Source organism: Shewanella sp. CAL98-MNA-CIBAN-0140 (assembly GCF_040309905.1).
Taxonomy (GTDB): Bacteria; Pseudomonadota; Gammaproteobacteria; order Enterobacterales; family Shewanellaceae; genus Shewanella; species Shewanella psychromarinicola.
This window is the reverse complement of the sequence record NZ_JBEOPI010000010.1, coordinates 112,044-135,636: the sequence shown is the minus strand read 5'-3', so window position 1 is coordinate 135,636 and position 23,593 is coordinate 112,044. Positions and strand designations below refer to the sequence as shown.

The 23,593-nt window shown below is 45.0% G+C and carries 14 protein-coding genes; 7 read left to right on the top strand and 7 right to left on the bottom strand.

Annotated elements, in window-relative coordinates:
- The first annotated feature begins 655 nt into the window (after positions 1-655).
- Together AAEY93_RS07480 and AAEY93_RS07475 are read left to right on the top strand one after the other, a co-directional pair.
- A complete protein-coding gene (locus AAEY93_RS07480; protein ID WP_351075836.1) occupies positions 656-3,238 on the top strand; it encodes an acylase in 2,583 nt (860 codons plus the stop codon).
- Positions 3,239-3,848: 610 nt separating this feature from the next.
- Positions 3,849-5,327 (top strand): carbon starvation CstA family protein, encoded by a 1,479-nt coding sequence (locus tag AAEY93_RS07475; RefSeq protein ID WP_124013833.1) that lies wholly within the window; start codon positions 3,849-3,851, stop codon positions 5,325-5,327.
- A gap of 421 nt (positions 5,328-5,748) precedes the next feature.
- Here AAEY93_RS07475 and AAEY93_RS07470 read toward each other — a convergent pair whose 3' ends face one another.
- Positions 5,749-6,963 (bottom strand): 4Fe-4S binding protein, encoded by a 1,215-nt coding sequence (locus AAEY93_RS07470; protein WP_101032717.1) that lies wholly within the window; start codon positions 6,961-6,963, stop codon positions 5,749-5,751.
- Between the two features lie 245 nt (positions 6,964-7,208).
- On the opposite strand from AAEY93_RS07470, the gene AAEY93_RS07465 reads away from it, so the two are divergent.
- Positions 7,209-8,228, top strand: a complete 1,020-nt coding sequence (locus AAEY93_RS07465) for a DUF2817 domain-containing protein (RefSeq protein ID WP_101032716.1) — start codon at positions 7,209-7,211, stop codon at positions 8,226-8,228.
- A gap of 19 nt (positions 8,229-8,247) precedes the next feature.
- The gene (locus tag AAEY93_RS07460; protein WP_351075831.1) at positions 8,248-9,048 is read left to right on the top strand and encodes an alpha/beta hydrolase; all 801 of its coding nucleotides are present in this window, start codon (positions 8,248-8,250) and stop codon (positions 9,046-9,048) included.
- A 100-nt stretch (positions 9,049-9,148) separates the two neighbouring features.
- Here AAEY93_RS07460 and AAEY93_RS07455 read toward each other — a convergent pair whose 3' ends face one another.
- The 5 genes from AAEY93_RS07455 to AAEY93_RS07435 all read right to left on the bottom strand — a co-directional run bounded on the left by AAEY93_RS07455 (position 9,149) and on the right by AAEY93_RS07435 (position 14,250).
- The gene (locus AAEY93_RS07455; RefSeq protein ID WP_372491466.1) at positions 9,149-9,280 is read right to left on the bottom strand and encodes a hypothetical protein; all 132 of its coding nucleotides are present in this window, start codon (positions 9,278-9,280) and stop codon (positions 9,149-9,151) included.
- Between the two features lie 25 nt (positions 9,281-9,305).
- On the bottom strand, positions 9,306-10,892 hold the full coding sequence (locus AAEY93_RS07450) for a cryptochrome/photolyase family protein (RefSeq protein ID WP_124013835.1): 1,587 nt from the start codon (positions 10,890-10,892) through the stop codon (positions 9,306-9,308).
- Between the two features lie 10 nt (positions 10,893-10,902).
- The gene (locus AAEY93_RS07445) at positions 10,903-11,055 is read right to left on the bottom strand and encodes a DUF2256 domain-containing protein (protein ID WP_124013836.1); all 153 of its coding nucleotides are present in this window, start codon (positions 11,053-11,055) and stop codon (positions 10,903-10,905) included.
- Positions 11,052-12,620, bottom strand: coding sequence for a cryptochrome/deoxyribodipyrimidine photo-lyase family protein (locus AAEY93_RS07440; protein WP_124013837.1), 1,569 nt, complete (start codon positions 12,618-12,620; stop codon positions 11,052-11,054). The genes AAEY93_RS07445 and AAEY93_RS07440 overlap by 4 nt, the downstream gene beginning before the upstream one ends.
- Positions 12,621-12,954: 334 nt before the next feature.
- On the bottom strand, positions 12,955-14,250 hold the full coding sequence (locus tag AAEY93_RS07435; protein ID WP_351075825.1) for a sigma-54 interaction domain-containing protein: 1,296 nt from the start codon (positions 14,248-14,250) through the stop codon (positions 12,955-12,957).
- 248 nt (positions 14,251-14,498) lie between these two features.
- Here AAEY93_RS07435 and AAEY93_RS07430 point away from each other — a divergent pair, with 248 nt between their 5' ends.
- The 3 genes from AAEY93_RS07430 (at position 14,499) to AAEY93_RS07420 (ending at position 21,826) form a co-directional block, all read left to right on the top strand.
- Positions 14,499-17,606 (top strand): choice-of-anchor O protein, encoded by a 3,108-nt coding sequence (locus tag AAEY93_RS07430; protein ID WP_124013838.1) that lies wholly within the window; start codon positions 14,499-14,501, stop codon positions 17,604-17,606.
- 744 nt (positions 17,607-18,350) lie between these two features.
- Positions 18,351-20,099 (top strand): protein adenylyltransferase SelO, encoded by a 1,749-nt coding sequence (locus AAEY93_RS07425; RefSeq protein ID WP_124013547.1) that lies wholly within the window; start codon positions 18,351-18,353, stop codon positions 20,097-20,099.
- Positions 20,100-20,122: 23 nt separating this feature from the next.
- Positions 20,123-21,826, top strand: coding sequence for a SagB/ThcOx family dehydrogenase (locus AAEY93_RS07420; RefSeq protein WP_351075820.1), 1,704 nt, complete (start codon positions 20,123-20,125; stop codon positions 21,824-21,826).
- Between the two features lie 727 nt (positions 21,827-22,553).
- On the opposite strand, the gene AAEY93_RS07415 is transcribed toward AAEY93_RS07420, so the two are convergent.
- Complete coding sequence (locus tag AAEY93_RS07415) at positions 22,554-23,456, bottom strand: LysR substrate-binding domain-containing protein (protein ID WP_124013549.1); 903 nt, start codon at positions 23,454-23,456, stop codon at positions 22,554-22,556.
- Between the last annotated feature and the right edge of the window lie 137 nt (positions 23,457-23,593).

Sequence of the window (23,593 nt, the reverse complement as noted above, 5' to 3'; positions counted from 1 at the left end):
AGATGCTAGGACGCTACGCTGCTAGATGCTAGGACGCTACGCTGCTAGATGCTAGGACGCTACGCTGCTAGATGCTAGGACGCTACGCTGCTAGATGCTAGGACGCTACGCTGCTAGATGCTAGGACGCTACGCTGCTAGATGCTAGGACGCTACGCTGCTAGATGCTAGGACGCTACGCTGCTAGATGCTATACAAGCGAAAAGCCTAGATGCTAGGACGCTACGCTGCTAGATGCTATACAATCTTAGCAGCGAAGCGATACTCGCAGCGGGTCATCAATATCAAACTTGCCATTTGTTCTGCTAACAAGGCGTATTTACGCATAAATAACTTGTTTAATTCAGGTCAATGCAACGCAAATAGCCAAAGACGTCGCTATTTTATAATCGTTTATTATCCAGGACTGAGGTTAGCTTTATAAGGTTAATTGTTTTTGTTAAGCAAGTTTCGGCTATTTTTATCAAGATGTAGACAGACGACTGAATGATTGCTTAAATGAGCATGCATGTCTTTGTTGTATTTAACAACAGCGCATTCGTTTCAAGGTAACTGGGATTACTTTGGCCGTGCTGTTAGCTTAAATTGAGGCGTAAAGGATTCAATACCTCACCCATCATGCTAATTAGCATTGGGATACAACAAGGATAATAATAATGAAACTGAACAAGATACTGCTCGCCATTGGCATGGTTTCTAGTGTGGTTATCGTCGGGTGTGGTGATGACACTCAATACGGTAAAACACCTCAACCTACTCCAGAACCCGAAGCCATTTCACCTCCATTACAAGCTTTTGCCCCTAACGGCACCTTAAAGGCCAACATCCGTCGCACTCAATACGGTGTACCACATATCTCTGCCGATAACTTAGAAAGCCTAGGTTTTGGGAGTGGTTATGCCCAAGCACAAGACAATTTATGTGTGATGGCCGATGGGTTTATTAAAGCTAATTCTGAACGGTCAATGTACTTTGGCCCCCATGCTTCAATTGATTTTGCTACGGGTCTGCCGACCAGCGAAGATAATGGCAATTTAATCTCTGATTTTGCTTACAAAGCGTTAAAAATTAGACAGCTTGCTGAAAACCAGTATTCACAGTTTAGTTATAACTCGCGCGCATTAATGGAAGGCTTTAGTGCGGGTTATAATCAATACCTTGCCGATATAGACGCTGGAACTCAAACTGGCGAGCCATTCTGTGCGGGTCAACCTTGGGTTAAACCCATTGGCGGTATTGATGTAGCCAACTATATATTTTCCATCGCGTTATTACCTGGTGCGGCTAACTTTTTAGATTTAATTTTTTACGCCAACCCTGGTGATGGCGAAGAGTATTTACCGCGTATTGTTGGGCCGGCACCGTCCACTGCACAAACCGCGTTTGTGCAGGATATGAACAATAAATTAATAGCACGGGCGGCGAATATTACCACCCCTGAAACTAATCCTCGAAACTTGGGTTCTAATGGTTGGGGTTTAGGTAAAGATAAAACCGAAAACGGTAAAGGCATGGTGTTAGGTAACCCGCATTTTCCGCATACCGGTAATTTACGTTTTTGGCAGTCGCATATGACTATCCCAGGCCAGATTGATGTCATGGGTGGGTCGTTAGTGGGTATGCCTGGTCTGGTGAACATTGGTTTTAACAACGATGTTGCCTGGACCCATACCTTTTCGACAGCCGAGCACTTTGTTATGTATAACCTAGAGTTAGTCTCAGGTGACAGATTGCAGTATCTGTTTGATGGCTCAAAGATGCCGATCACCAAAGAAACGGTGTCGGTATTAGTCAATGCAGGTGCAGCAGGTATGTTGGTGGCCGAAAAAGACATTTACACCACAGCTAAAGGTCCAATGGTTGAGGCGCCGCCATCATTGGCGCCGTTTGGCTGGGATGATGGTCAAGCCTTCTTTATTCAAGACGCCAACATGGCCAATAAAGATCCGCTTGATCATTGGTTAGCCATGAACCGCGCAACAAACCAAGATGAGTTCCAGCAAGCATTTAAAAATTATGATGGGGTGATTTTTAATAACACTATGTACGCAGACAAAGAAGGCAATGCCTTTTATATTGACGACTCAACCGTACCGGGTTTTTCTGATTTAGTGGTCGATATAATTAGAACTACCCCTGCTATTGTTGCAGCTAAAGCTCAAGCTGGTTTTACTATTTTACCGGGTAATACCTCGGTGTTTAGTTATGATTCGCCAATGCCTTATGAACGTGCACCTAAGCTTGAACGGAGTGACTTTGTGCAAAACTCAAATAACTCATTTTGGTCGACTAACCTTGCTGCACCTTTGGAAAACTTCTCTCCTTTATACGGTCCAGAGCGAGGTCAATTATCATTACGGACTCGCATGGGGTTAACGTTAATGGATGATGCAGCCGGTGATGACGGTAAATTTAGTATAGAAGAGCTTGAAACGGCCTTATTATCCAACCGAGCTTATCTCGCAGAGTTGGTGTTAGCCGACTTAATTAGCCAATGTGAGTTACAAGGTGATACGCCCGTGGTGGTGAGCGCCACATTATCTAAAGATGTTTCTGCATCATGTTCAGCACTAAGAGCGTGGAATGGTAAGCAAGATAATGACAGTAAGGGCGGGGCGTTAATTCGTGAGTTTGCCCATCAGTTTGATCAAAATACCATGTTAACTGAAGCTTTTGATTATATGAGTGCAGCAACAACACCCAATAAGCTCAATACTGATGGCAGCGCGTTAATCGCTTTAGCTCATGGGGCGTTGAATCTTGAAGCGGCAGGTTTTGCTGTGGATGCGAGCTTAGGAGAGGTGCAATTTGTTGAAAAGTCACTCCCTGATGGCAGTGCATCTGGGGTGAAGCTACCTTGGCCTGGTAGTCATAATGCGGAAGGTGGATTTAACGTGTTTTCGACCACCTTATCCGGTGATGACACTTTAATACCTCAACATAAATACCCACCTGTGTTAGATGTTGTTTCAGGTAAGGCGGCAGCATCAGGATTAACCTCAGAAGGTTACCAAATCCGAAGTGGTTCAAGTTGGATGATGACCGTGAGCTTTACTGATGATGGTCCTAAGGCAAAAGGTCTTTTGACTTATTCGGAGTCCAGTAACGTGTTAAGCCCTAGCTTTTCTGATCAAAGTGAACTGTATTCTACGGCAAAGCAATTACGTCCATTGTTATTTACCGAAGCTGAGATCCAAGCATCGGTTGAATCTAGCATCGAGTTAACCCTGCAAAAATAGCTTAGCAAACGACTATATTATCTTTTGGCTAATAAAACCTCACTGGCAATGCCGGTGGGGTTTTATCTATTTATAGGCGAAAAAGCTAAAAAGCTAAAAAGCTAACAAACGAAAAAAATAACAAGCGAAAAAATCGAGAAAGCGAGCAGATGAGGTGGATTTTGCTCTTTATTGCGAATGGTTAGCTCGAGTAGGCGGCTATTATAACATTGATATAATATTGACATAATATTTACATAATAATCTAAGACGGTTTATTTTACCCATAGATAGAATGCTTTTATTCGAGATTATTGTTTGTTTATGGCGTTAAAATAATCCTTATATACTACAAGGGTATTGTCTGCATTAACATGCATTAAGCGTGGCTGGTCGATTTTTTTGTGAAAGTATGAGAGTAAGTTGAGATAAGTAACAAAGTCACTATGGCTGGGGGGTAGAGGTAACCCATTAACAAAATTATACTTTATCGCCAAGCTGGATATAAATTCACGATGAGCGATTAATAGCAACCCCTACCTTGGTATAATGCCTCATGACTTGACCTCTAAAGCTATCTGAAACAAACTCAACATTGAGTACATTCCTATAACTAATGGATGATAATGACATGTTGATTTTTTTCATTTGTATCGGGCTTCTCTTGCTCGCATACAAGTTTTACAGTCCGTTCGTTGAACGGCAAGCGGGTATCGACCCTAATGCAATAACCCCTCAAGCACGATTTAATGATGGCGTTGACTATGTCGAAGTTCATCCGGTTAAAGCGTTCTTAATTCAATTTCTCAACATCGCTGGTGTCGGACCTATCTTCGGACCTATCTTAGGTGCGCTTTATGGCCCTATAGCGCTGGTATGGATTGTCCTTGGTAATTTACTCGGTGGCGCGGTTCACGATTACTTCTCCGGTGTCATGAGCATCAAAGAGGACGGTAAAAGCTTACCTGAAATTGCGGGACATTATTTTAATATTTACTTTAAAGCAGCCATGCTGATATTTACTGCCATGCTGTTATTTTTCGTTGGTGTTGTATTCATCATGAGCCCAGCAGGATTGCTCAGTAACTTAGATTATTTTAAAGACACCATTTTTGGCGAAAATACCTTCTGGGTATTATTGATTTTGGGCTATTACTTTTTAGCAACCTTGTTACCAATAGATAAAATCATTACTAAACTGTATCCAGTATTTGGTTTATTAATGATTGTGATGACAACGTCAATTGCTGTTGCGTTATTAATCCACGCACCACAATTACCGACTGTTGATGGTATCTTTGCTTATTTTGATCACAGTCACTATAACAATGAATTATTAGAGCCTAATCCAGACGGTTTACCTGTATGGCCATTATTGTTTGTCACTATTACTTGTGGTGCGATTAGTGGTTTCCACTCAACACAAGCACCCATCATGGCGCGTTGTTTAACCAATGAAAAATACGTTCGTCCTGTTTACTACGGCGCAATGATGGCAGAAGGTGTGGTCGCATGTGTCTGGGCTACTGCGGGTATCGCGGCTTTCCCTGGTGGTTATGCTGAACTTAAAGGTATTCTTGACATAGGTGGTCCAGGAATGGTGGTTAACCAAGTGGCTTCTACTTACTTAGGTGCCGCGGGTGGTATTATGGCGATTATTGCGGTGGCGATTTTCCCAATTACCTCTGGTGATACTGCATTTAGAGCATTACGTTTAACCATTATTGATGCTTTTAAGATCCCTCAAAGTATCAGAAACCGTTTATTTGTTGCGGTGCCTATTTTGATTATTGCCTATTTTATGACCAAGATTGATTTTACACTGATCTGGCGTTATTTCGCATTCTCAAATATGTTGTTATCTACCAGCGTATTATGGCTAGCGACCAAGTATTTATTTAACCGTGGTACCTTCCATTGGATCGTGAGTTTACCTGCTATTGTGGGGACGAGTGTGACAGTGTCGTACATTTTAACGGCGGGTATTGGTTTTGGCTTCCCTCAACCATTAAGTCAACCTATCGGTATTGCTGTCGGTGTGGTGGCGTTAATTGCACTGATTTTTGCGAATAATAAGCGTAGTAAGCGTTTAACGCTTGAAGGCTTGTAAGTTAACCATTGTGGTAAGTGATATTTAATTGAAGGGCTGCATTGCGCAGCCCTTTTTATTTGCTATACCCAAACGACCTCGGCATGCAGGATTGTGCATGACGAGACATGACAGCGTTCAAGGTGCTAGGTATTAGGCGCCTACGGGGGCTAGAGCGACTTTCGGTCTTCGAGGTTCTAGGGCGGACTTTGTCCTGCTAGGCTGTTGATTTTATAGCCTCTAGCCGCGAAGCGTACTAGCAGCGCAGCGTTCTAGGCTCTTGCTATAGCAGCGAAAACCAAGCAACGTGCTTTAAAGGAGGAAACTAATAGTGTTTGGTCATTGGTTACAACCATTGATGCTTGAATCAATGAGGAATAACACGAGTGTCCAAATAGACACTCGTGTTATTGATTTTTAATTGTTCATTATAAACTCTGAATTAATGACCTATACGATCAAGCTTTTGTATCAGTTCCATTTTTATGTCGTCAGGCGTTTGGCTGTGCCAATAGCCTCCGACGTAAGCAAACAGCGGTAACATAAACATTACCGTCAGTAACATAATCAGCAATCCTCTGGCAGACAGTTTAATACCATTGCGAGTGCTTAATTGCAGCGCCTCTTTTTTAGGACACGCTGACACACAACGCATGCAGGCTTGGCACTCATCGGAACGAATATCTTTCTGAGTATGTACTGATATATTGGCAGGGCATGCGCGGGTGCATTTATCGCAACTCATGCCTTTGGTTTCAATTAAACAATGCTGAGTATTACGACGAATTTTAAATGGACTGAAAAAGCTCACTATGCCTAACAGCGCGCCATAAGGGCAAATATAACGGCAAAAACCTTGGCGACGCCATGCGGCTAACGCAAACAGAATACCGAAGCCGATTAAGGCAACCATTGATGGCATCATGAAAAATACTGCCATTTTTAAGTCGGCTACTTTGTGGTAATTCCCTGACATGTAATGTGGGATAGATGCCGCTGGCATAGAAATAACCAAATAAAGCAGTGCTGCTAATAGCAAATATTTAAGCATTCTGAGTGGCCAATCCAACCATGCTGGTGGCAGAAGTTCGGCGTGAATAAAATGTTTTCTCAGTTTATAGAGGTATTCGCCAGCTAACCCTAATGGGCAAGCCCAGCCACAAAATGCGCGCTTACATATTAAACCTGTGAGTAATACGACACACAGCATAACCACTGCCGCAGGATGATTTTGATCCCAGAGCCCTAAGGTTAAAATAGCTTTAAGTTCAATGCCTCCAGCAATAGGTAAAAACGCATCACCGACATCGGGTCGCATTAACCAAGGCGTTTCCCCTGCATATAATAATCCTGCGTTGATAGCATATTGCACTCCGACCAATAACATGGAAAGGGCAAAGAAGTGTTGGCAAATCTCACGTACTTGGTTGGGTCTACCTTCTGCATTGGCAAACGCAGGTTGATATTGTCCTAGTGCCGTGACAATGATCACCGCGACCAATAATATGAGTAGTAATGGCCAGAAAAAACTGGCTAGGGTTGCACCGAGCAATAATGCAGCGCTGACAAGTGCGCCCCATTTTTTGCCACTCCAGTACAGCAAGCTGGTGCTATACACTAAGGCTAGCATTAAGGTGATTGATTCAATTGTACTCATTATCGAATGCCTATTTAGTTTTACTATCTTGAAATAATGATAAAACCTCTGCCTTAAATCGAATGTGATTTGGGTCTCCAAACCCGATAATAGTTTTCTAATTATATGATCTATATTGATTTGTTTACTTTATGTAAACATTGTTAAGCAATGTGTTATTTAGGTTGTTTCAATTTATTGTCACTAACTTGTCTTATTTTTTGGTTAGTTTATTAAGATCATTTTGTGACAGTAAATAGTGGCTAATGGGTACGTTTTCATTTGAGCATTCGTTTGAGATAGACACATTAAAACGCCTAATTGCACAGCATCAACAGCAATTTCGGCACCAGTCTTTAGCGGATTTATATTACCGTGGTGAAAAACTGTCGGTAACGGCCATTGAGTTAGGCCAACAACAACCTTGTCCTACCGTATTGTTTGTCGGTGGGGTGCACGGTGTTGAACGGATTGGTGCGCAAGTGGTGCTGGCTTTTTTAGGCAGCTTACTTAATCGTCTGCCTTGGGATACTCATTTACAGCAATTACTCAAGCATGTACGTTTAGCGTTTGTGCCAGTGGTGAATCCGGTGGGCTTTTTACGAGGCAGCCGTGGTAATGGTAATAACGTCGATTTAATGCGTAATGCATCGATTGATTCAGATGAAGAGGTGACCTTTCTTGTTGGCGGTCAGCGATTATCACCACGCTTGCCTTGGTATCGCGGCCAACATGGTATGGAACTCGAAACCCAAGCGTTAGTAAGGTATGTTCAACAACTACAACAACAGAGCAGCAGTGTTATTGCCTTAGACGCCCATTCTGGTTTTGGCTTACGCGATCATGTGTGGTTTCCTCATGCCCATACTCGGCAGCCGTTTGCTGGGATAGGTTATATTTATCAGCTAATGCAATTGTTCGAGAAAGGTTATCCTCACCACAGTCATTATCGGTTAGCGCCGCAAAGTCATTTTTATCGTACCCATGGCGATATTTGGGATTACTTGGTGGCGAGTAATGTTAGCGATAAACCGTTTATTCCGTTAACGTTAGAAATGGGGTCATGGGCTTGGTTGCGTAAAAATCCGCGTCAGTTATTTAATTTCCCCGGCTATTTTAATCCGCAAAAAACACATCGACATCAACGCGTTTTACGGCGACACGTGGTATTAATGCAGTTTTTGATCGATGCTGCTTATGCGCAAGTTATTGAACAAATAAACCCTAAACAACTGACCCTATTGACTCAACAAGCTAATCGCTTCTGGTCTAAAAAAGCTAAATGAGGCTAAGTGAGGATAACCTATGACCACCTTGGTATTGCTAAGAGGATTAATGCGTGACAGTCGTCATTGGAATGGATTTGATCAGCGTTTAAGCCAACAAGCTGTGAATGTCATTAGCGTGGATTTACCCGGTAATGGTGTGTTAGTTAATCAGGTTAGTCCAGGTAAAATGCAAGACTATTGTGATGCGGTGTGGCAGCAAATTGATGCCGCGTTGCTTAAACAGGGTACGCCGCCAAGCCAAGTTAACTTGGTATTAGTGGGCTTGTCTATGGGAGGCATGTTGGCGTTAACTATGGCGGCGCAGTGTCGATCACGAGTGCAGCATGTGGTGTTAATTAACAGCAGCGCGGCCAACTTGTCACCTTGGTATTATCGGTTTCAATGTTGGGGGTTAATGATGTCTTTAGCGCATGCTTTGCTAAGCGTTGTTCGCCCTTATTTGCCTGGTCAAAATCAAGGGGGAACTGACAGAGGACATTGGCTAGAGGCAACAGTATTGGATTTTACCAGCAGGCATTTTGGTCAAAGTATTGAAGTGATTAATGCTTGGAGCTTACTAAGGTTGCAATCTCATACATCATTTATCAATGGGCTACGCCAATTGTACGCCTCAGCCCGTTTTCATAGCCCTGTATTACAAGGCACCTGTGTTAGTGTGATCGTTGCCAATCAAGACAAGTTAGCTAATCCCAAATGTAGCGAGCAATTAGCTCTTTTTTACCAAACTCCGTTACTTAAAATTGATGACTGCGGCCATGATGCTAGCCTTGATCAACCGCAGCAATTACAGCAACTATTACTCAAGATTATTAGCTGAAGATTCTTAATTAGAGATTCTTAATTAGAGATTCTTAACCAGAGATCTGTACCTCGCTAATCCGCATTAGCTTGTTTGCTATGGTCTGGTGTTGTGTGAGTCATGACTCGACTGCTTCAATGTGCCAAGATAGCTGCAAACGGCTTAAGCCTAGTTGCTCGGCAGCTTTGGTTAAACGGTCACAACAGGTGACTTCGACAAAACTGCGTATGGCTGAGATTTTGTCCATCATTCAATCCTATCCCGACAGTTAAAGGTTATAAGCTTTCTATATTTTCTAATAGCGTATCGGCTTTGTTGATAATGGCCTGCTGAGTGTTAGCATCCATCTTTTGCCAGTTTCTATACACCATCGCCATGCGTGGATTGCGTTTAAATCGCTCTTGATGACGTTGAATAAAATGCCAATATAAACTGTTAAACGGGCAGGCGTTGGCTTCGGTTTTGAGTTTGACATTGTAATGACAGCTTTTGCAATGATCGCCCATTTTATTCAAATAATTGCCGCTGGCGGCATAGGGTTTTGTGGCGACAATGCCGCCGTCGGCAAATTGAGTCATCCCGCGAGTATTGGGCATTTCGACCCATTCGATGGCATCAATGTAAATGCCTAAATACCATTGGTCGACTTCATCTGGATTGATACCCGCGAGTAAACTAAAACAGCCAGTCACCATCAACCTTTGAATATGGTGGGCATAGGCATAATCGAGCGACTGTTTTATGGCGTGGTGCATGCAATTCATCTTAGTGTTTGCGGTCCAAAAATACTCCGGCAGCGGCCGTTGTGCTTGCAAGGCATTATCAGTAGCGTAGTCGGGCATATTGATCCAATAAATACCGCGGACATATTCGCGCCAACCTAATATCTGCCGCACAAAACCTTCCACTTGAGCCAGTGAAATATCATTTTGATGTGCTTGCCAATGAGCGATGACTTTATTGATCACTTCGCTAGGCGAAATCATTTTGGCGTTGAGCGCAAACGATAACCTTGAATGATATAGGCTCCAAGCCGACGGGCTATTTTCGGTCATCGCATCTTGGAAATGACCAAAGCGGATCAATAAGTGCTGGCAAAAATAGTCAAGTAACTCACGTGATTGACGCCGATTAACTGGCCATAACAATTGGTTTTCCGCTTTGCCTATGGTGTTGATATTGTGGCGCTTAAGTCGGGCTAAAATATCACTGACGTCGTTGGCAAACAGTAACGGCGCAGGAACATCAGCAAGGTCATTCTTTTTAAAGCTCGCCCGGTTTTGCTGATCAAAATTCCACTGGCCTCCCAAAGGTTCCCCATCTTGCATCAGCACATTAAAGCGTTTGCGCATCCGTCGATAAAAGAATTCCATTTTGAGGTGTTTTTTCGGGGTGAATTGACCTTGTATGTCGCTAAACGGCAATAAAAAATGTTCGCTGTCAGTGCTATTGATAGCAATGCCTGGTAGTAAAAGAGATCCTAATTGCTGCGATAAACGGTATTCGTCAGGCTGTTGGTATTCAAAATGAGTTAACTTATGCGCAGCAGTAATGTGTTCAAGCAACGCTGGTAGGTCGGCATAGTGCTGGGTTTCATCTAAGGTCAGGTACAACACTTGATGACCACATTGTGCTAAAGCTTGGGCAAATTGCGCCATAGCCGCAAAAAAGGCACACACTTTTTGCACATGATGACTGACGTAGTTAGTCTCTTGTGGCAGCTCGGCAATTAAATACACTCGGTTGGGATTAACCTGTGTAAACCAGCTGTGACTGACGTTGAGTTGATCGCCCAGGATCAGCCTTAATGTGTCGGTCTCGCCCAATAATGGCGCAGATATATCAGTATGCAGTGTCGTCATATTCGTTACCTTAATTTGTTTGGCTAGAGGCTTTATGGCGACGGCAGCGCTCAGAGCAGTATTTTACGCTTGGCCAGTCTTTCGCCCATTTTTTACGCCATGTAAAAGGGCGCTGACAAACCAAACAGGTTTTCTGTTCAAGCTGTTGTTTGTTATGTGTCATGACGGTCTTTTTGCCTGTACCTTTAGTTCTGCGGCCTTGTTCTTGGTACGTTTGCGTTTAGGGCTAACGTGACGGCTTAATACTGCGCCGATATGCCGTTGAACTTGAGGTTGTTCACGGTATGACCATAAGCGATCGCGCGCAGCTTGAGCGGCTAGGGTTAAATCTATCATAGGCTCTGGGTAATCACGGCCTAAAATTACATCATTAAAAATAGCTTCCATCGGCGGCTGTAGCCAAGGTTGATGAATATACTCATTGGGTAAGTTGGTAAGCTCTGGACACCACTGGCGAATAAAATCCCCACGGGGATCTTGGTCTTGTGACTGCTTGATTGGATTGTATAAGCGTATGGTATTAATGCCTGTGACCGAGGCTTGCATTTGCAGTTGCGGGTAATGGATCCCAGGTTCGAAATCGAGAAAATAATTGGCTAACGGTAAGCTGGCATGTTGCCACGTAATGTTTAAATGATGAGTCACAAAGCTGACTAACATGGCGCGCATTCTAAAATTAATGTAACCGGTGTGCTGTAAAGCGCGCATGCAGGCATCGATAATTGGGATCCCCGTTTGACCTTCGGCCCAGCGCTGAATATCTTGCTGTACTTTGTCGTCTGTACGGTAGGGATACTCTAGATACCCAGGGTTTACCGGGGTAAATTCCATGCTGCATTGGCTTTCAAATTTCTGCATAAAATGGCAATGCCAGTGTAAGCGCGACATCATCGCCAGCAATGACTTTCGCCAACCTCGGTTATTACTATTTATTGGGTTATCACCGTTTTGGCTCTGCACTTGGTTATAACGAGTTAATGTGGCTTGGTAAACTTGCCGAAGACTGATGTTGCCCCAAGCCAAATAAGGCGATAAACGTGAGCAATGGATACGGCTCAAACTGGGGCTAGAAATACTGCGTTGATAGTCTTTACCGCGATGGCCTAAAAAGCTGTTCAAGACAGCTCTGGCCGCTTTAGGACCACCCGTTTGAAACTGATCATTGTGTATCATGATGGCTTGGTCGATAAGCGGATTTTGATAGTTATCGAGCTTTTGTAGCAGACATAATTGCCAATTGGGGATAGCAATAGGACTGTTCATAACTTGTTGCCAGTGTTGGTCCCACTGTTTGCGGTGTTTTCGGCCACGCACTACCGCGCCAGTAGGTGACTGCTGCCAATTAACTTGCTGCTGATGACACCAGCGGGCAACCGCTTTATCGCGCTCAAAGCTGTTGTGTAGACCAATCTCTTGATGACTAAAAATATCTTTAATTTCAAACTGTTGAGATAATTCATTCAACAAATCAATTATTGGCACATTGAAGGTATATACCTGACCATTAAACCGCGCCAGTTGTTGATTTATGTCTTGTAGCGACTGCCACACAAAGCGCCAATGACGCTCATTATAATGCGAGTCAGCCAGCATAAATGGCTCAAAGTTATAAATCAGCAAGCAGGGTAGATGATGGTTAAACGCATCGACGAGCGGCTGATGATCAGACAAGCGCAAATCGCGTTTAAACCAGACGATATTAATAGCGTGTTTGGCGGTATTGACCATGGTGCCAAAAATCTCATAATGAATGAGCTAGTTGGTACGTAGCGATTCGCGCTTTAGATTGCTTTGGTGATGATTGTTATGATTTGTTCGTCACTTTAGATGGAACAATTAAGCGTAATAAGTTGTATTGAGCGTGATGATTAATAGATACCGGCCTAAATGGTCTTTTTTATGTTTTTTGGCGGTGGTGATCGTATATCGCGCTAACATGCTGTTTGAATGATCCGATCTACATAATCTGATTCCATAAAAAAGCGTATAAGCTCACAAGCACTTGAACAGGTCGATATTTCACTGAAATGACTTAAATAACGTTCACGATCTTCCCATATGTCTACTGTAACTTTCTATATAATGAGCGAGTACTAATGCCTGCCAAAGTTGCTGCTTTGTCTTTATCTCCATTGACACTCTCTATAAGACGCTGTAAATATCTTAGCTCATTGCCTTTCAAATCAGTCTCAGACTCTGAATGACCTCCTATTTTGCGGTCAATTTCAAGACAGGTTTTAATCACATTCCTATCAATAATTTGTGTATTCGCCAGCACAAGTGCACGGGATAGTATATTTCGCAGTTCTCGAATATTACCAACAAAGTCATGCTCTCTTAATAAATTGATTGCAGAATCTGTCACTATGTACTTTCCACTGTCATCTATTCGCTGCAGAATCGCGGTTGTTAACAGTGCTATATCTTCTTTACGTTTATTTAAAGAGGGTATTTTAATAGGGAATACATTGATGCGATAGTACAAGTCTCTTCTGAACTCCCCACGCTCTACCATTGAAAAAATATCTTGGTTTGTGGCGCAAATAAGTCTGAAATCAGACCGTTTGGTTTCTCTACTGCCTACGGGGCGATAAGTGCCAGTTTCAATTAGGCGCAATAGCTTTATTTGTAGCTCATAAGGCACATCGCCTATCTCATCTAAAAACAATGTACCGCCGTTAGCCACCTCAACTAGACCATGTTTATTGTACAACGCGCCAGTAAAAGCCCCTTTTACATGGCCAAATAATTCACTTTCAAACAATGTTTCAGTGAGACCTGAACATTCTAGTATAACCATTGGCTGAGTCTTCCGATTACTTGCTAGATGGACAGCTGAAGCCGCTATTTCTTTACCTGTACCTGTTTCTCCCAGTAATAATACCGATGCTTCTGTTGGTCCAACGCGGGTAATGTTTTCGACCAATTGGTTAAAAACGAGGCTGGCGCCGACCATTTCATTACCGTCAATTTTTGGGTTTGCCAATGTGACTGACTTTAAAAGCTCGACAAAGAATTTCACCTCCCCTTTGTCGTCTAAAATAGGCAGTATTTCGATGTCCACATGCTCTTTACCTCGAGGGGAATGATGAATATGTAATACGCGTTGTTTTTTCCCAGAAATACCTGCGGCAGATAATGGGCAAGCCTCCCCAGCTTGGTCACAGGGGATTTCATGATGATGTGACGCCTTGTAACAATAAGCTGGTTGGTCCAGATCTATTGCCCCAAAAATTTCAAGATACCGTTGATTACTGGCAAGTATTCTATATTCGGGCGTAACCAAAATTGCAGGGCAGTCATAAGCATTTAGCATAGTGGCAAAATCTTGATTTATATATTGAAGGCTAATCGACATAACGAACTCCATTTTTGTCAACACATTTGTCATATATGACAATTATATTAACAAAAAAACAAAAAAATAATATTAATCAAACGTATAAAATTGATATGAATCAGTATTAACCGGCAATTTATCGGTATCAATATCATTGTGGCGCGGTCGTTGCTGTATATATATTGCCCGATTCATTTGGAATTAAGGCGATAGGAAACTAAGAATAAGATTTTTCATTAAATATTTACAGTTAGGGAGTATTTATTATGAAATTTAAAAAACTACTACGTTGTATGGCTGCAGTTTATTTATCAAGCGCTACATTTTCAATTGCCTTAGCCAGTGATGCACAAGCTTTATCACCTCATGATGACGGTGGAGTATTAACTGAAGACTTAGCTGCAAAAGGCAAAATAAAAAGACTGCCTAATGGTGATTTAGTCAGTGCATATGCTTATGGTAATAGTGATAGTAAAACGGTTTATGACCTGAAAGCGCAAAAAGAACGTCCTGCTCAGGATATTTTTATCCGCGTGTCAAAAGATGACGGCGCTACTTGGAGTGCACCAGTCAATATTTCTGATACGGCGCGTAGAACATCGAAACAAAGCTACTGGGAAACGGATGTTAATGGAGATATTTCTCTTGGCGATTTTTATGGTGACTCAGGGAAACCGAATATCTTTGCAGCAGGCGGTCATGTGGCTGTTTCATGGGATGATAAATACTGTCCCGCAGTCGATGTCGATGTGACTAACCTGAATGATGATTTCCCGGATTACAATTACCATCAGGGTGCTGCTACCTACCTTGATCGTGAAGGAAGACAACTGCCTTTTAGTTGTACTTACATCGCCTATACTAAAAATCCTAGTGCAATAGATGCAGATGGTGTACCTACAGGCGGTACGTGGAAGCGTGAGCAATTAAGCTTTGGTGAACGTGATGCCAAACAAAATGTACCCCGTGCAACTAGCTATAGTGATGGTACAAAAGTAGCGTGGAATGTTGTTTGGCAGGAAGACCCTGAAGGTTTAAAAACCGGTACTGCAGATGGTCCGGGAGATGGCGCCAGTGGTGCGAATGTCAATAAAGGTACAGATATTTGGTATACCTATATTGAAGATATGAAAGCTCCCGCACTTGCAGATATTTCGTTTGCTGCCAATGTTTCTCGTGTTACCAATAACTTCAAAAAGTTTAAAAAACGTGAAGGGGATGATGTTGTTACTGAATTAACGGGTTATCTTGATCCGATTTGTGCGGCCACACCTGAATGTTTAGACACTCAACCATTATTGGTAGAAACAGGTAAAGAAGGCGCATCACGCGCAAACTTAGGTATGGCCCAAGTGCCTGGGCAGAAACCTGTCACTATCATCGCTTATGAAGAAACCAAGGGCGGTGGTGAGGGGGTCGATTTTGGTAAGGTTGTCCGTTATCACCGTTTTACTTTCGACAAGCCACCAGCGAGTTATATTAATGTCGCATTTAGTTCAGGTTTGCAAAAAGGCGGCAGTTCAACAGGTGATGCTAAAAACCAAAATCAGCCGGGTGCTAAGGGCAATTTCACTGATAGTGACACTCTAAATACCAGTTCTGACCCACAAAGTGAATATTCAGACACAGAGGGCGTTGTTAGCGACGTTTACCAGTCACCAGATTGGCAAGACCCATCACGTATTGGTTGTGTGATTAGTAATCCAGCAGAAAATGCTCGACGGGTACGTTTCTTCGGTAATCAGGCCGCTGGTATGGATGAGAGTATTAATCAAAGCGGAACCAAGTTCATGTTTTTCTGGAAAGAGGGCGCGTATGACCAAGGTGGCCCTTCTGACATCGTGGGCCGTATTGGTAAGGTCGGTACAGAAGCGGTGAATACAGGCTTGACTCCGGTTGATTTAATACCCGCGGTAGATACCCGTTTTACTACGTTTACCCGTTATGTACTGACATCTACAGGTTCAGTGGTGTATCCCGATGGACTCGGTGGCTATGTTGATGGTTTAGGTAATGTAGTCGTTATTGCAGAAGGGGATGCAGTATTAGATGTAACCTATGAGGAAGCTGGAGGTTGTAATTACTATTTGACTGATGATGATCGAGACCACGTCCCCCCAATCACACTATCAGATCGTATTAATAATTCAGGAGCAATGAACCTAAGTACTAATGCTGTCGGTGAGGTCACTAGTGATGATACGACCAAGACTATTGAAGCCTTAACGATAACTACCGAGAATAATAATCTCGAAGATGCACGTGCACATCGTGGCGCTATCCGTGGTGATACCATCTTGTTTGGTTACAGTTACACTTCAGACTGGGCACTAGCGAAGTACACTACCGAAAATAACTATAACTTCTTTACTCGTCGTAGTTATGATGGTGGACATACTTGGACGGGTACCCAAAACCTGACTAATTATCTACCTGAAGCTGAGGTCGATATTAAAGAGCCTCGCATTGTGGGTGCACCAAGCAGTACGTCTGCCTGTGATCCTGTCAATGCGCCTGAAGGTACAAATTGTCAAGATCCTAATGCCTTTATATTAGCGTGGGGTTCTGTCAAAAACACCTATGCTCATATCGAATCTGGTGCAGAACTTGATGTTTTTGTCACTAAAACCAAAGATGGTGGTAGAACCTATGAGCCACTCAAATTGTTATCCGCTAATGTTACGGTTCCTTTAGATCCAGAGGGTGAGCCTGATTTTGAATCACAACTCACCATGAAGCCTAACGGTGAAAATTTGTATGCAGTATGGATGGAAACGTCAACTGATGCAGCTGGCAATGAAGATACTGTGGTTCGCTATCGTGCAGAAGCAGATCTCGACGACGCAGGAGCGCCAACCACTATACTTGATGATGGCACAGTTATTTATAATTTAACTCGACCTATTACAGTCGATCAAGGAAGTGTGTCGGGTATTGTTGTTTCAGCAACAACAGCAACGGGTACTGAGTATACTTATCCCATGCCGCAATTTAGTTATAACGTAACTGGCATTGCGGTTGGAAGCACTATATCCGTTACGATTAATTTTGGCAGTGCTTTACCAACAGAGTTTGCGTTGCTCAAAGTCAAGGATGATGGCACTACGGTTGAGGTTGATGCTACGGATTGGGTGTTAATCGGCGATAACTTGGTGCAAGTGAGTATCACTGATGGCGGATACCTTGATGATGATGGTGTCGAGAATGGCACAATCATAGATCCCGTCACTGTTGGTGTTCCTGCTCAAACGATAGAACCAACTCCAGTTTCAACCAGTAGCGGTGGTGGTAGTTTAGGATTAATTGAATTGTTATTTGGTTTCTTTGGTCTTGGGGTGTTTGTCCGCAGAAGAATTAGAGCAACTAGAACATAGGTTAATTTTTCAACGTTAAATAAAGCCCCCTCAAATTAAGGGGGCTTTTTATTTGCAATAATTAATCTTCCTGACATGTAACGTGTGATGTGGTCAACTCAATCTGTATACAAACAGGCGATGCATCTTTACGCGGCCATTTCGGCTGCTGTTGGAGTCATATAATTCTTATAACCATGATCACGTATTGTATTGGAGTGCTTCAGTATATCATCCGGAATATCATCATTTGCTTATACAAAACTGATATACTCATGTTTGGGCGTCCATTCAGTTTGATAACTTCTGAAAAATCGTTCCATTAGACAGAATGTCTGATTCCTTGCTTGTCCATCAGCATTTTCGTGGAGACTTTGCTCGCCGTCTCTGATACGTGTAAGGTCTTTTGGAGTCGAACCTAGAGCCTGACGGCCCCTCTTTTTTTGCAACAAAAAACGAGCAGCCGGATCGCCGCTAGCCCAGCTACCCCTTGTTATGTCCTGGGTGGCCAACATGATTATTGCCAAGAGCGAGCTGACATTCTGCAAGGAGTCGATCATGGTGATTCATGGCCATATGGCAAGATTTCGATCCTGCAAGGCAAGCTTTACATTAGCAACCTGGGATGCGCGTTTTCTCAGGTGCTCCAGCGACAAGCCTTCGCCGTTATGCTGAAAAGGTTCGCCCCATAAATCGAACAATCGTCGATGCGATGGACCTCGCAGCGGGGAAACTGCCCTTCTACCCAATCCATGAGGTACCCCTATGATAAATCAACTGTCCCAGGAAACTTCCCCAACCGTCGCGACACTCGACGATCTCGCTAAGTTAGCCAACTACTCACTCATGGACACGCTCAACGGCGATCCTGACGCGAAACAAAATGGCATCGACTATGTGCCGCGACAAGTATTCACGGGGCACTACGTCCCCGTTAAGCCGACACCCATTGAAGACCCAGAGTACGTTGCGCACAGCAAAACCTTTTTTAGCGAATTGGGTTTTGCAGACAGCATGGCGCAGTCGGCTGACTTCGTTCGCATGTTCTCCGGCGACATCTCGCAGGTGCCGGAGCCGATGCGCAAGGTCGGTTGGGCGTGTGGGTATGCACTGTCCATCTTCGGCACCGAATACACCCAGCAATGTCCGTTTGGAACCGGCAATGGCTACGGCGACGGCCGCGCTGTTTCCGTGCTTGAAGCTGTCATCAAGGGTCAACGCTGGGAAATGCAGCTCAAAGGGGGTGGCCGCACGCCATATTGCCGCGGCGCGGACGGTCGCGCCGTGCTGCGGTCGAGTGTGCGGGAGTTCCTAGCACAGGAGCATATGCATGCGCTCGGCGTGCCAACGTCTCGTTCGCTGAGTTTGTATGTGTCTAAAACAGAGACGGTCAAGCGGCCGTGGTACTCCCAGGGCTCGCACTCGCCCGATCCCGATAGACTTATAACGGAGGCTGTTGCTATTTCGACGCGTGTTGCACCCTCGTTTATTAGGGTCGGTCAGCTCGAGCTCTTCGGCCGCCGCGCCCGCAAGCAGGAACACCCCAAAGCGCTGGAGGAGCTTGAACAGTTGATGTTGCATTTAGTCGAACGAGAATACGCGGATGTTATCGACCAGCAACTGACCAGCGCCGAAAAAGTGCTGTTACTGGCGCGCGAGTTCCGTAGCCGCCTGACTTCATTGGTGGCAAACTGGATCCGTGTCGGTTATTGCCAAGGCAACTTCAACAGCGACAACTGCGCAGCTGGTGGCTTCACACTCGACTATGGTCCCTTCGGATTCTGCGATGTGTTCAACCCGCAATATCAGCCTTGGACGGGTGGCGGACAGCACTTCGCTTTTCTCAATCAACCCGTAGCCGCGGAACGCAATTTCCTGATGTTTTGCACTGCATTAAGCCCATTGCTGGCGTCTAAGCCAGATGACTTGGAACAGCTCCAGCAGTTGGTAAATGGCTTTTCGACCGAGATGCAAGCACAAATGGAGCAGATGTGGGCTGCCAAGCTTGGACTTAGCACTTTTCATCCAGCGCTATTTAATGAGCTCGAAACACTTATGGTGCAAACCCCTGTTGATTACACCATATTCTTCCGCGAGCTTTCGGCGCTGCCTAGCGATATTGAGCCACTGAAAAAAAGCTTCTACCAGGACTTGCAGCGAGCCCCCGAAGGACTGGACCTGCGCTGGTCAGCTTGGCTTACACAATGGCAATCACTGGTCGGCAGCAGCACCGAGGCGAAAACTGATGCAAAGACAGGGCAGCCCCACACCCGTGAGGAGATCGCTAGGCAAATGAAACTGGTCAACCCAAAATACAGCTTGCGCGAGTGGTTGCTTGTTCCTGCGTACAGCCAAGCGAGCGAGGGTGATTACTCGCTCGTTCGAGAACTGCAGGCCGTCATGACGCAGCCTTACGCAGAGCAGTCCCAGGAAGTGGAAGACAAATACTATCGACTCAAGGCATCTGAATTTTTTGCCGTCGGTGGTTTGTCGTATTTGAGCTGTTCGTCGTGACTTCTCAAACATTAGTCGGTGAGATGGATACCTCTGCCGACGAGGCTGTTGTCGCTTACCACGAGCGGAGTAAACATCACTTTCACCGTTATGCCGCCGCACTGGGCTACATGGATTGGGCGACGCAGCCCGATCCGTTTAGGCGTTACGCAGGAGCGGATCTTGTACGTCTCCCGCTGCCGAAGCTGGGCCGCCCGCTACCCTATTGGCAGCTCTATGTGAGCGCGAGCGTGCCGCCGATGCCATTGTCTTTAGCGTCGGTCTCGCTTTTTTTCCGCTATGCACTGTCGCTGACGGCATGGAAACAATCTGGTGATACCAAGTGGCCGTTGCGGGTCAATCCCTCGAGCGGAAATCTGCATCCAACCGAGGGCTATGCCCTATTGCCTGAGATTGAGCAGATCGGCGCTACGCCAGCCTTGTACCATTATGCGCCGAGGGAGCACGCGCTTGAACGGCGCGCGGTGTTCAATGCTGCGCGGTGGTCCGAACTGACTGAGTATTTTGGTGAGGGTTCTTTCCCTGAAGGCTCTTTTTTGGTTGGTCTGTCGTCGGTGCAATGGCGTGAAGCTTGGAAGTATGGTGAGCGCGCGTTCCGTTACTGCCAGCATGATGTTGGGCACGCGCTGGCCAGTCTGCGTATCGCGGCAGCGGCGCTTGGATGGACATTGGTGCTGAAAGGCAACGTCAGTGATGCCACCCTCGCCAACCTGCTAGGACTAGACCGTGATGAGGATTTCGCGGCGGCGGAACGCGAGGAAGCGGACCTATTCGCAGTGATTTCACCGAATGTAGCCGTAGCGGATATCACTGTCGCTCCATTGATATCTACGCCGTTGACAGCGTACGGTAGTGACGTGCTTTGGCAGGGCAGGGCCAATATGCTGAGCCCCGCCAACAGTGTGGCGTGGCCCGCAATCGACACAGTTACACAGGCGATACGAAGCTGCTCCAGCACGCCGATTAAAGAAAACTTCGCAGGCTTTCCATCGGCGGATGCGTTGCTCGTCACCCCTAATAGTGGCCACATCGGTGAGGCCGAGCTCACTGCGGAGCGGGTTATTATTGGTCGCCGCAGTGCGGTCGCAATGGATGGCACGACGGCGATCTCGCGGGCAACATTCTTTGCTATGCTCGGCCGACTGATGCCAACTAAAGAGAATCAAGCAATGCCTTGGGATACACTCTCCTGGCGCTCTCGCATCCATCTAGGGCTGTTCGTGCACCGCGTCGACGGATTGGTGCCGGGCATCTACGCGCTGATCAGAGATCCTCTCAAGGTGGAGACCCTCAAGCGCGTGATGCATGCCGATTTTTCTTGGCAGCGCGTGCCGGACTGCCCGAGTGGACTGCCCTTATACCTACTGCGAAAAGGCGACTGTCGAACGCTGGCTAGCACCGTCTCCTGCGGCCAGAACATCGCCGCAGATGGCGCTTTTAGCCTGGCCATGCTCGCCGACTACATGGATAGCCTGGCGACCTATGGCGCCAGCTTTTACCGGAACTTGTTCTGGGAGGCCGGAATGATCGGGCAAGTGCTCTACCTTGAGGCCGAGGCGGCGGGCATTGGCGCCACCGGGATCGGCTGCTACTTCGATGACCCAGTGCATACGGCCTTCGGCATCGAAACACGCGAGTGGCAAAGTTTCTACCACTTCACTGTGGGTAGCCCGGTCGATGATAATCGGCTTACGACCTTGCCTGCGTATGATTTAGAGGAAGAGTAATGAGCATACTCACCTTTATACCAATGCTGGGTGCTATAGCGCTTTAGTGCTAACAAGCTTTGGGACACAAACGAGTCCGTCATATTCATTTAGGAAGAGCCAAATTAATGGTTGATCTTGAGGCCGTTGAAGACTTTTTATAACAGCATGCGTGAGCTGGCCCATAGCTTCAGGCTCAATAAAAATTGAGTACGTTGAAGACTTTTTATAAAAGAATGCGTGAGCCTGACAGGCCTTTCTCGCACATCCATGTGCTACAAGGCATTCAGGCATCCTGCCTATCAGATCCCCATCGGAAGCGTTAGCATTTTCACTCTTTACTGCAAGATGGGCCGAAGCAGTCTGCAAATGAAGTTAAAAGCTGGATCAATCCCCATCACGACCTTTTCGCAGCTGTTGTTTAATCCATAGGGAAAATGTTGCGGGGCGGCTGGGCCAATTCGTTAACAAAGAACCAAGAGGGAACAGCCGTTGGTTTCTTCTTGGTCTGGTGTGGGCGAAGCGCCACGACGTTAGTGACCACAGGCCATAAAACTTAAATCATAAAAGAATGAGCCGGACTCCAGCTCAAAAGCCATGCCGGAATGACGGTCGAATGGGCCCGTGCAGGGTGGAACCTTGCGATCTTAAGCGTTAGTGGCCGCAGGCCATATCCTAAACTCAAATGTAAATGGGCAGATTTTATAAAACAGATAAAACCTTATTATCTGCATAAGGGGTAGCTACTTTATGTATTGTCCCACTGATGGCAAAATTCAATAAAACTTTTCAGTAAAGGACTATGATATTTATCTTTATGTACCATCAACCAAAAGGGTCGTTGCATATCAATGTTATCAGTAGCTTTAGGTAAACTAAGCTGAGTTACTCGGCCATCATTTATGGCATATTGGGCCGCTAAAGTCGATAAACAGCCTAAACCTAGCCCCGCAGCAACACTGTTAATTAAGGCCTCTGTAGTGTTAAGTTCGAACACTTCATGCCAAGACTCTATTTGCGGTGCGATGGTGCGCAAAAAAAACTCTCGCGAGCCTGAACCTGCCTCACGCAATACCCATTCACTTCGTGCTAAATCGGTAAACTTCCATTGCGTTTGCTGGCTTATCGGTAAATGAGACGCGGCGATAATACACATTTTATCATTGCTAAATTGGCTTGCTATAAGTTCTGGATAATGACTTTTACCCTCAATTAAGCCTATGTCTAGCTCGTAATCCAGCAGCTTTTGGCAAATTAGCCGTGAATTGGAAATTACTACGCTTTGAGAGAAATGCTGATGTTGATGCCGAAATTGACTCAGTAGCCCAGGAACAACATGGTTACCTAAGGTATCACTGGCACCTATTTTTAATTGACCCGAAAAAGCGTGGTCTGCATCAAACAATTGACTGATATTATTTGCTCTACTAAGCAGCTCGTCGGCAAGGGGTAATAGTTTGTGTCCTTCTTGATTAAGAATTAAGCGGTTATTGACTCTGTCAAATAGCGGATGGCCGAGTTGTTTTTCTAATTCAGCCAGTGCCATGCTTACCGCCGCTTTAGATAAATGCAACGCCTCGGCGGCAGCCGTTAAGGTTCTATGCTGGGTTATACTGGTAAATACATTGAGCTGTTTCAGCGAAATATTCATCGAATGTCGTCAGGCTCTGTTGTTAAGTAAGAAGTCGTTTAGTTTTTCTGAACGAATGTTCCATATAATTGGATATATATAAACAAAGTGCAAGCGTAATATAAGCTTATTCTCTGATGATTAGTTTTGAGGTTGTA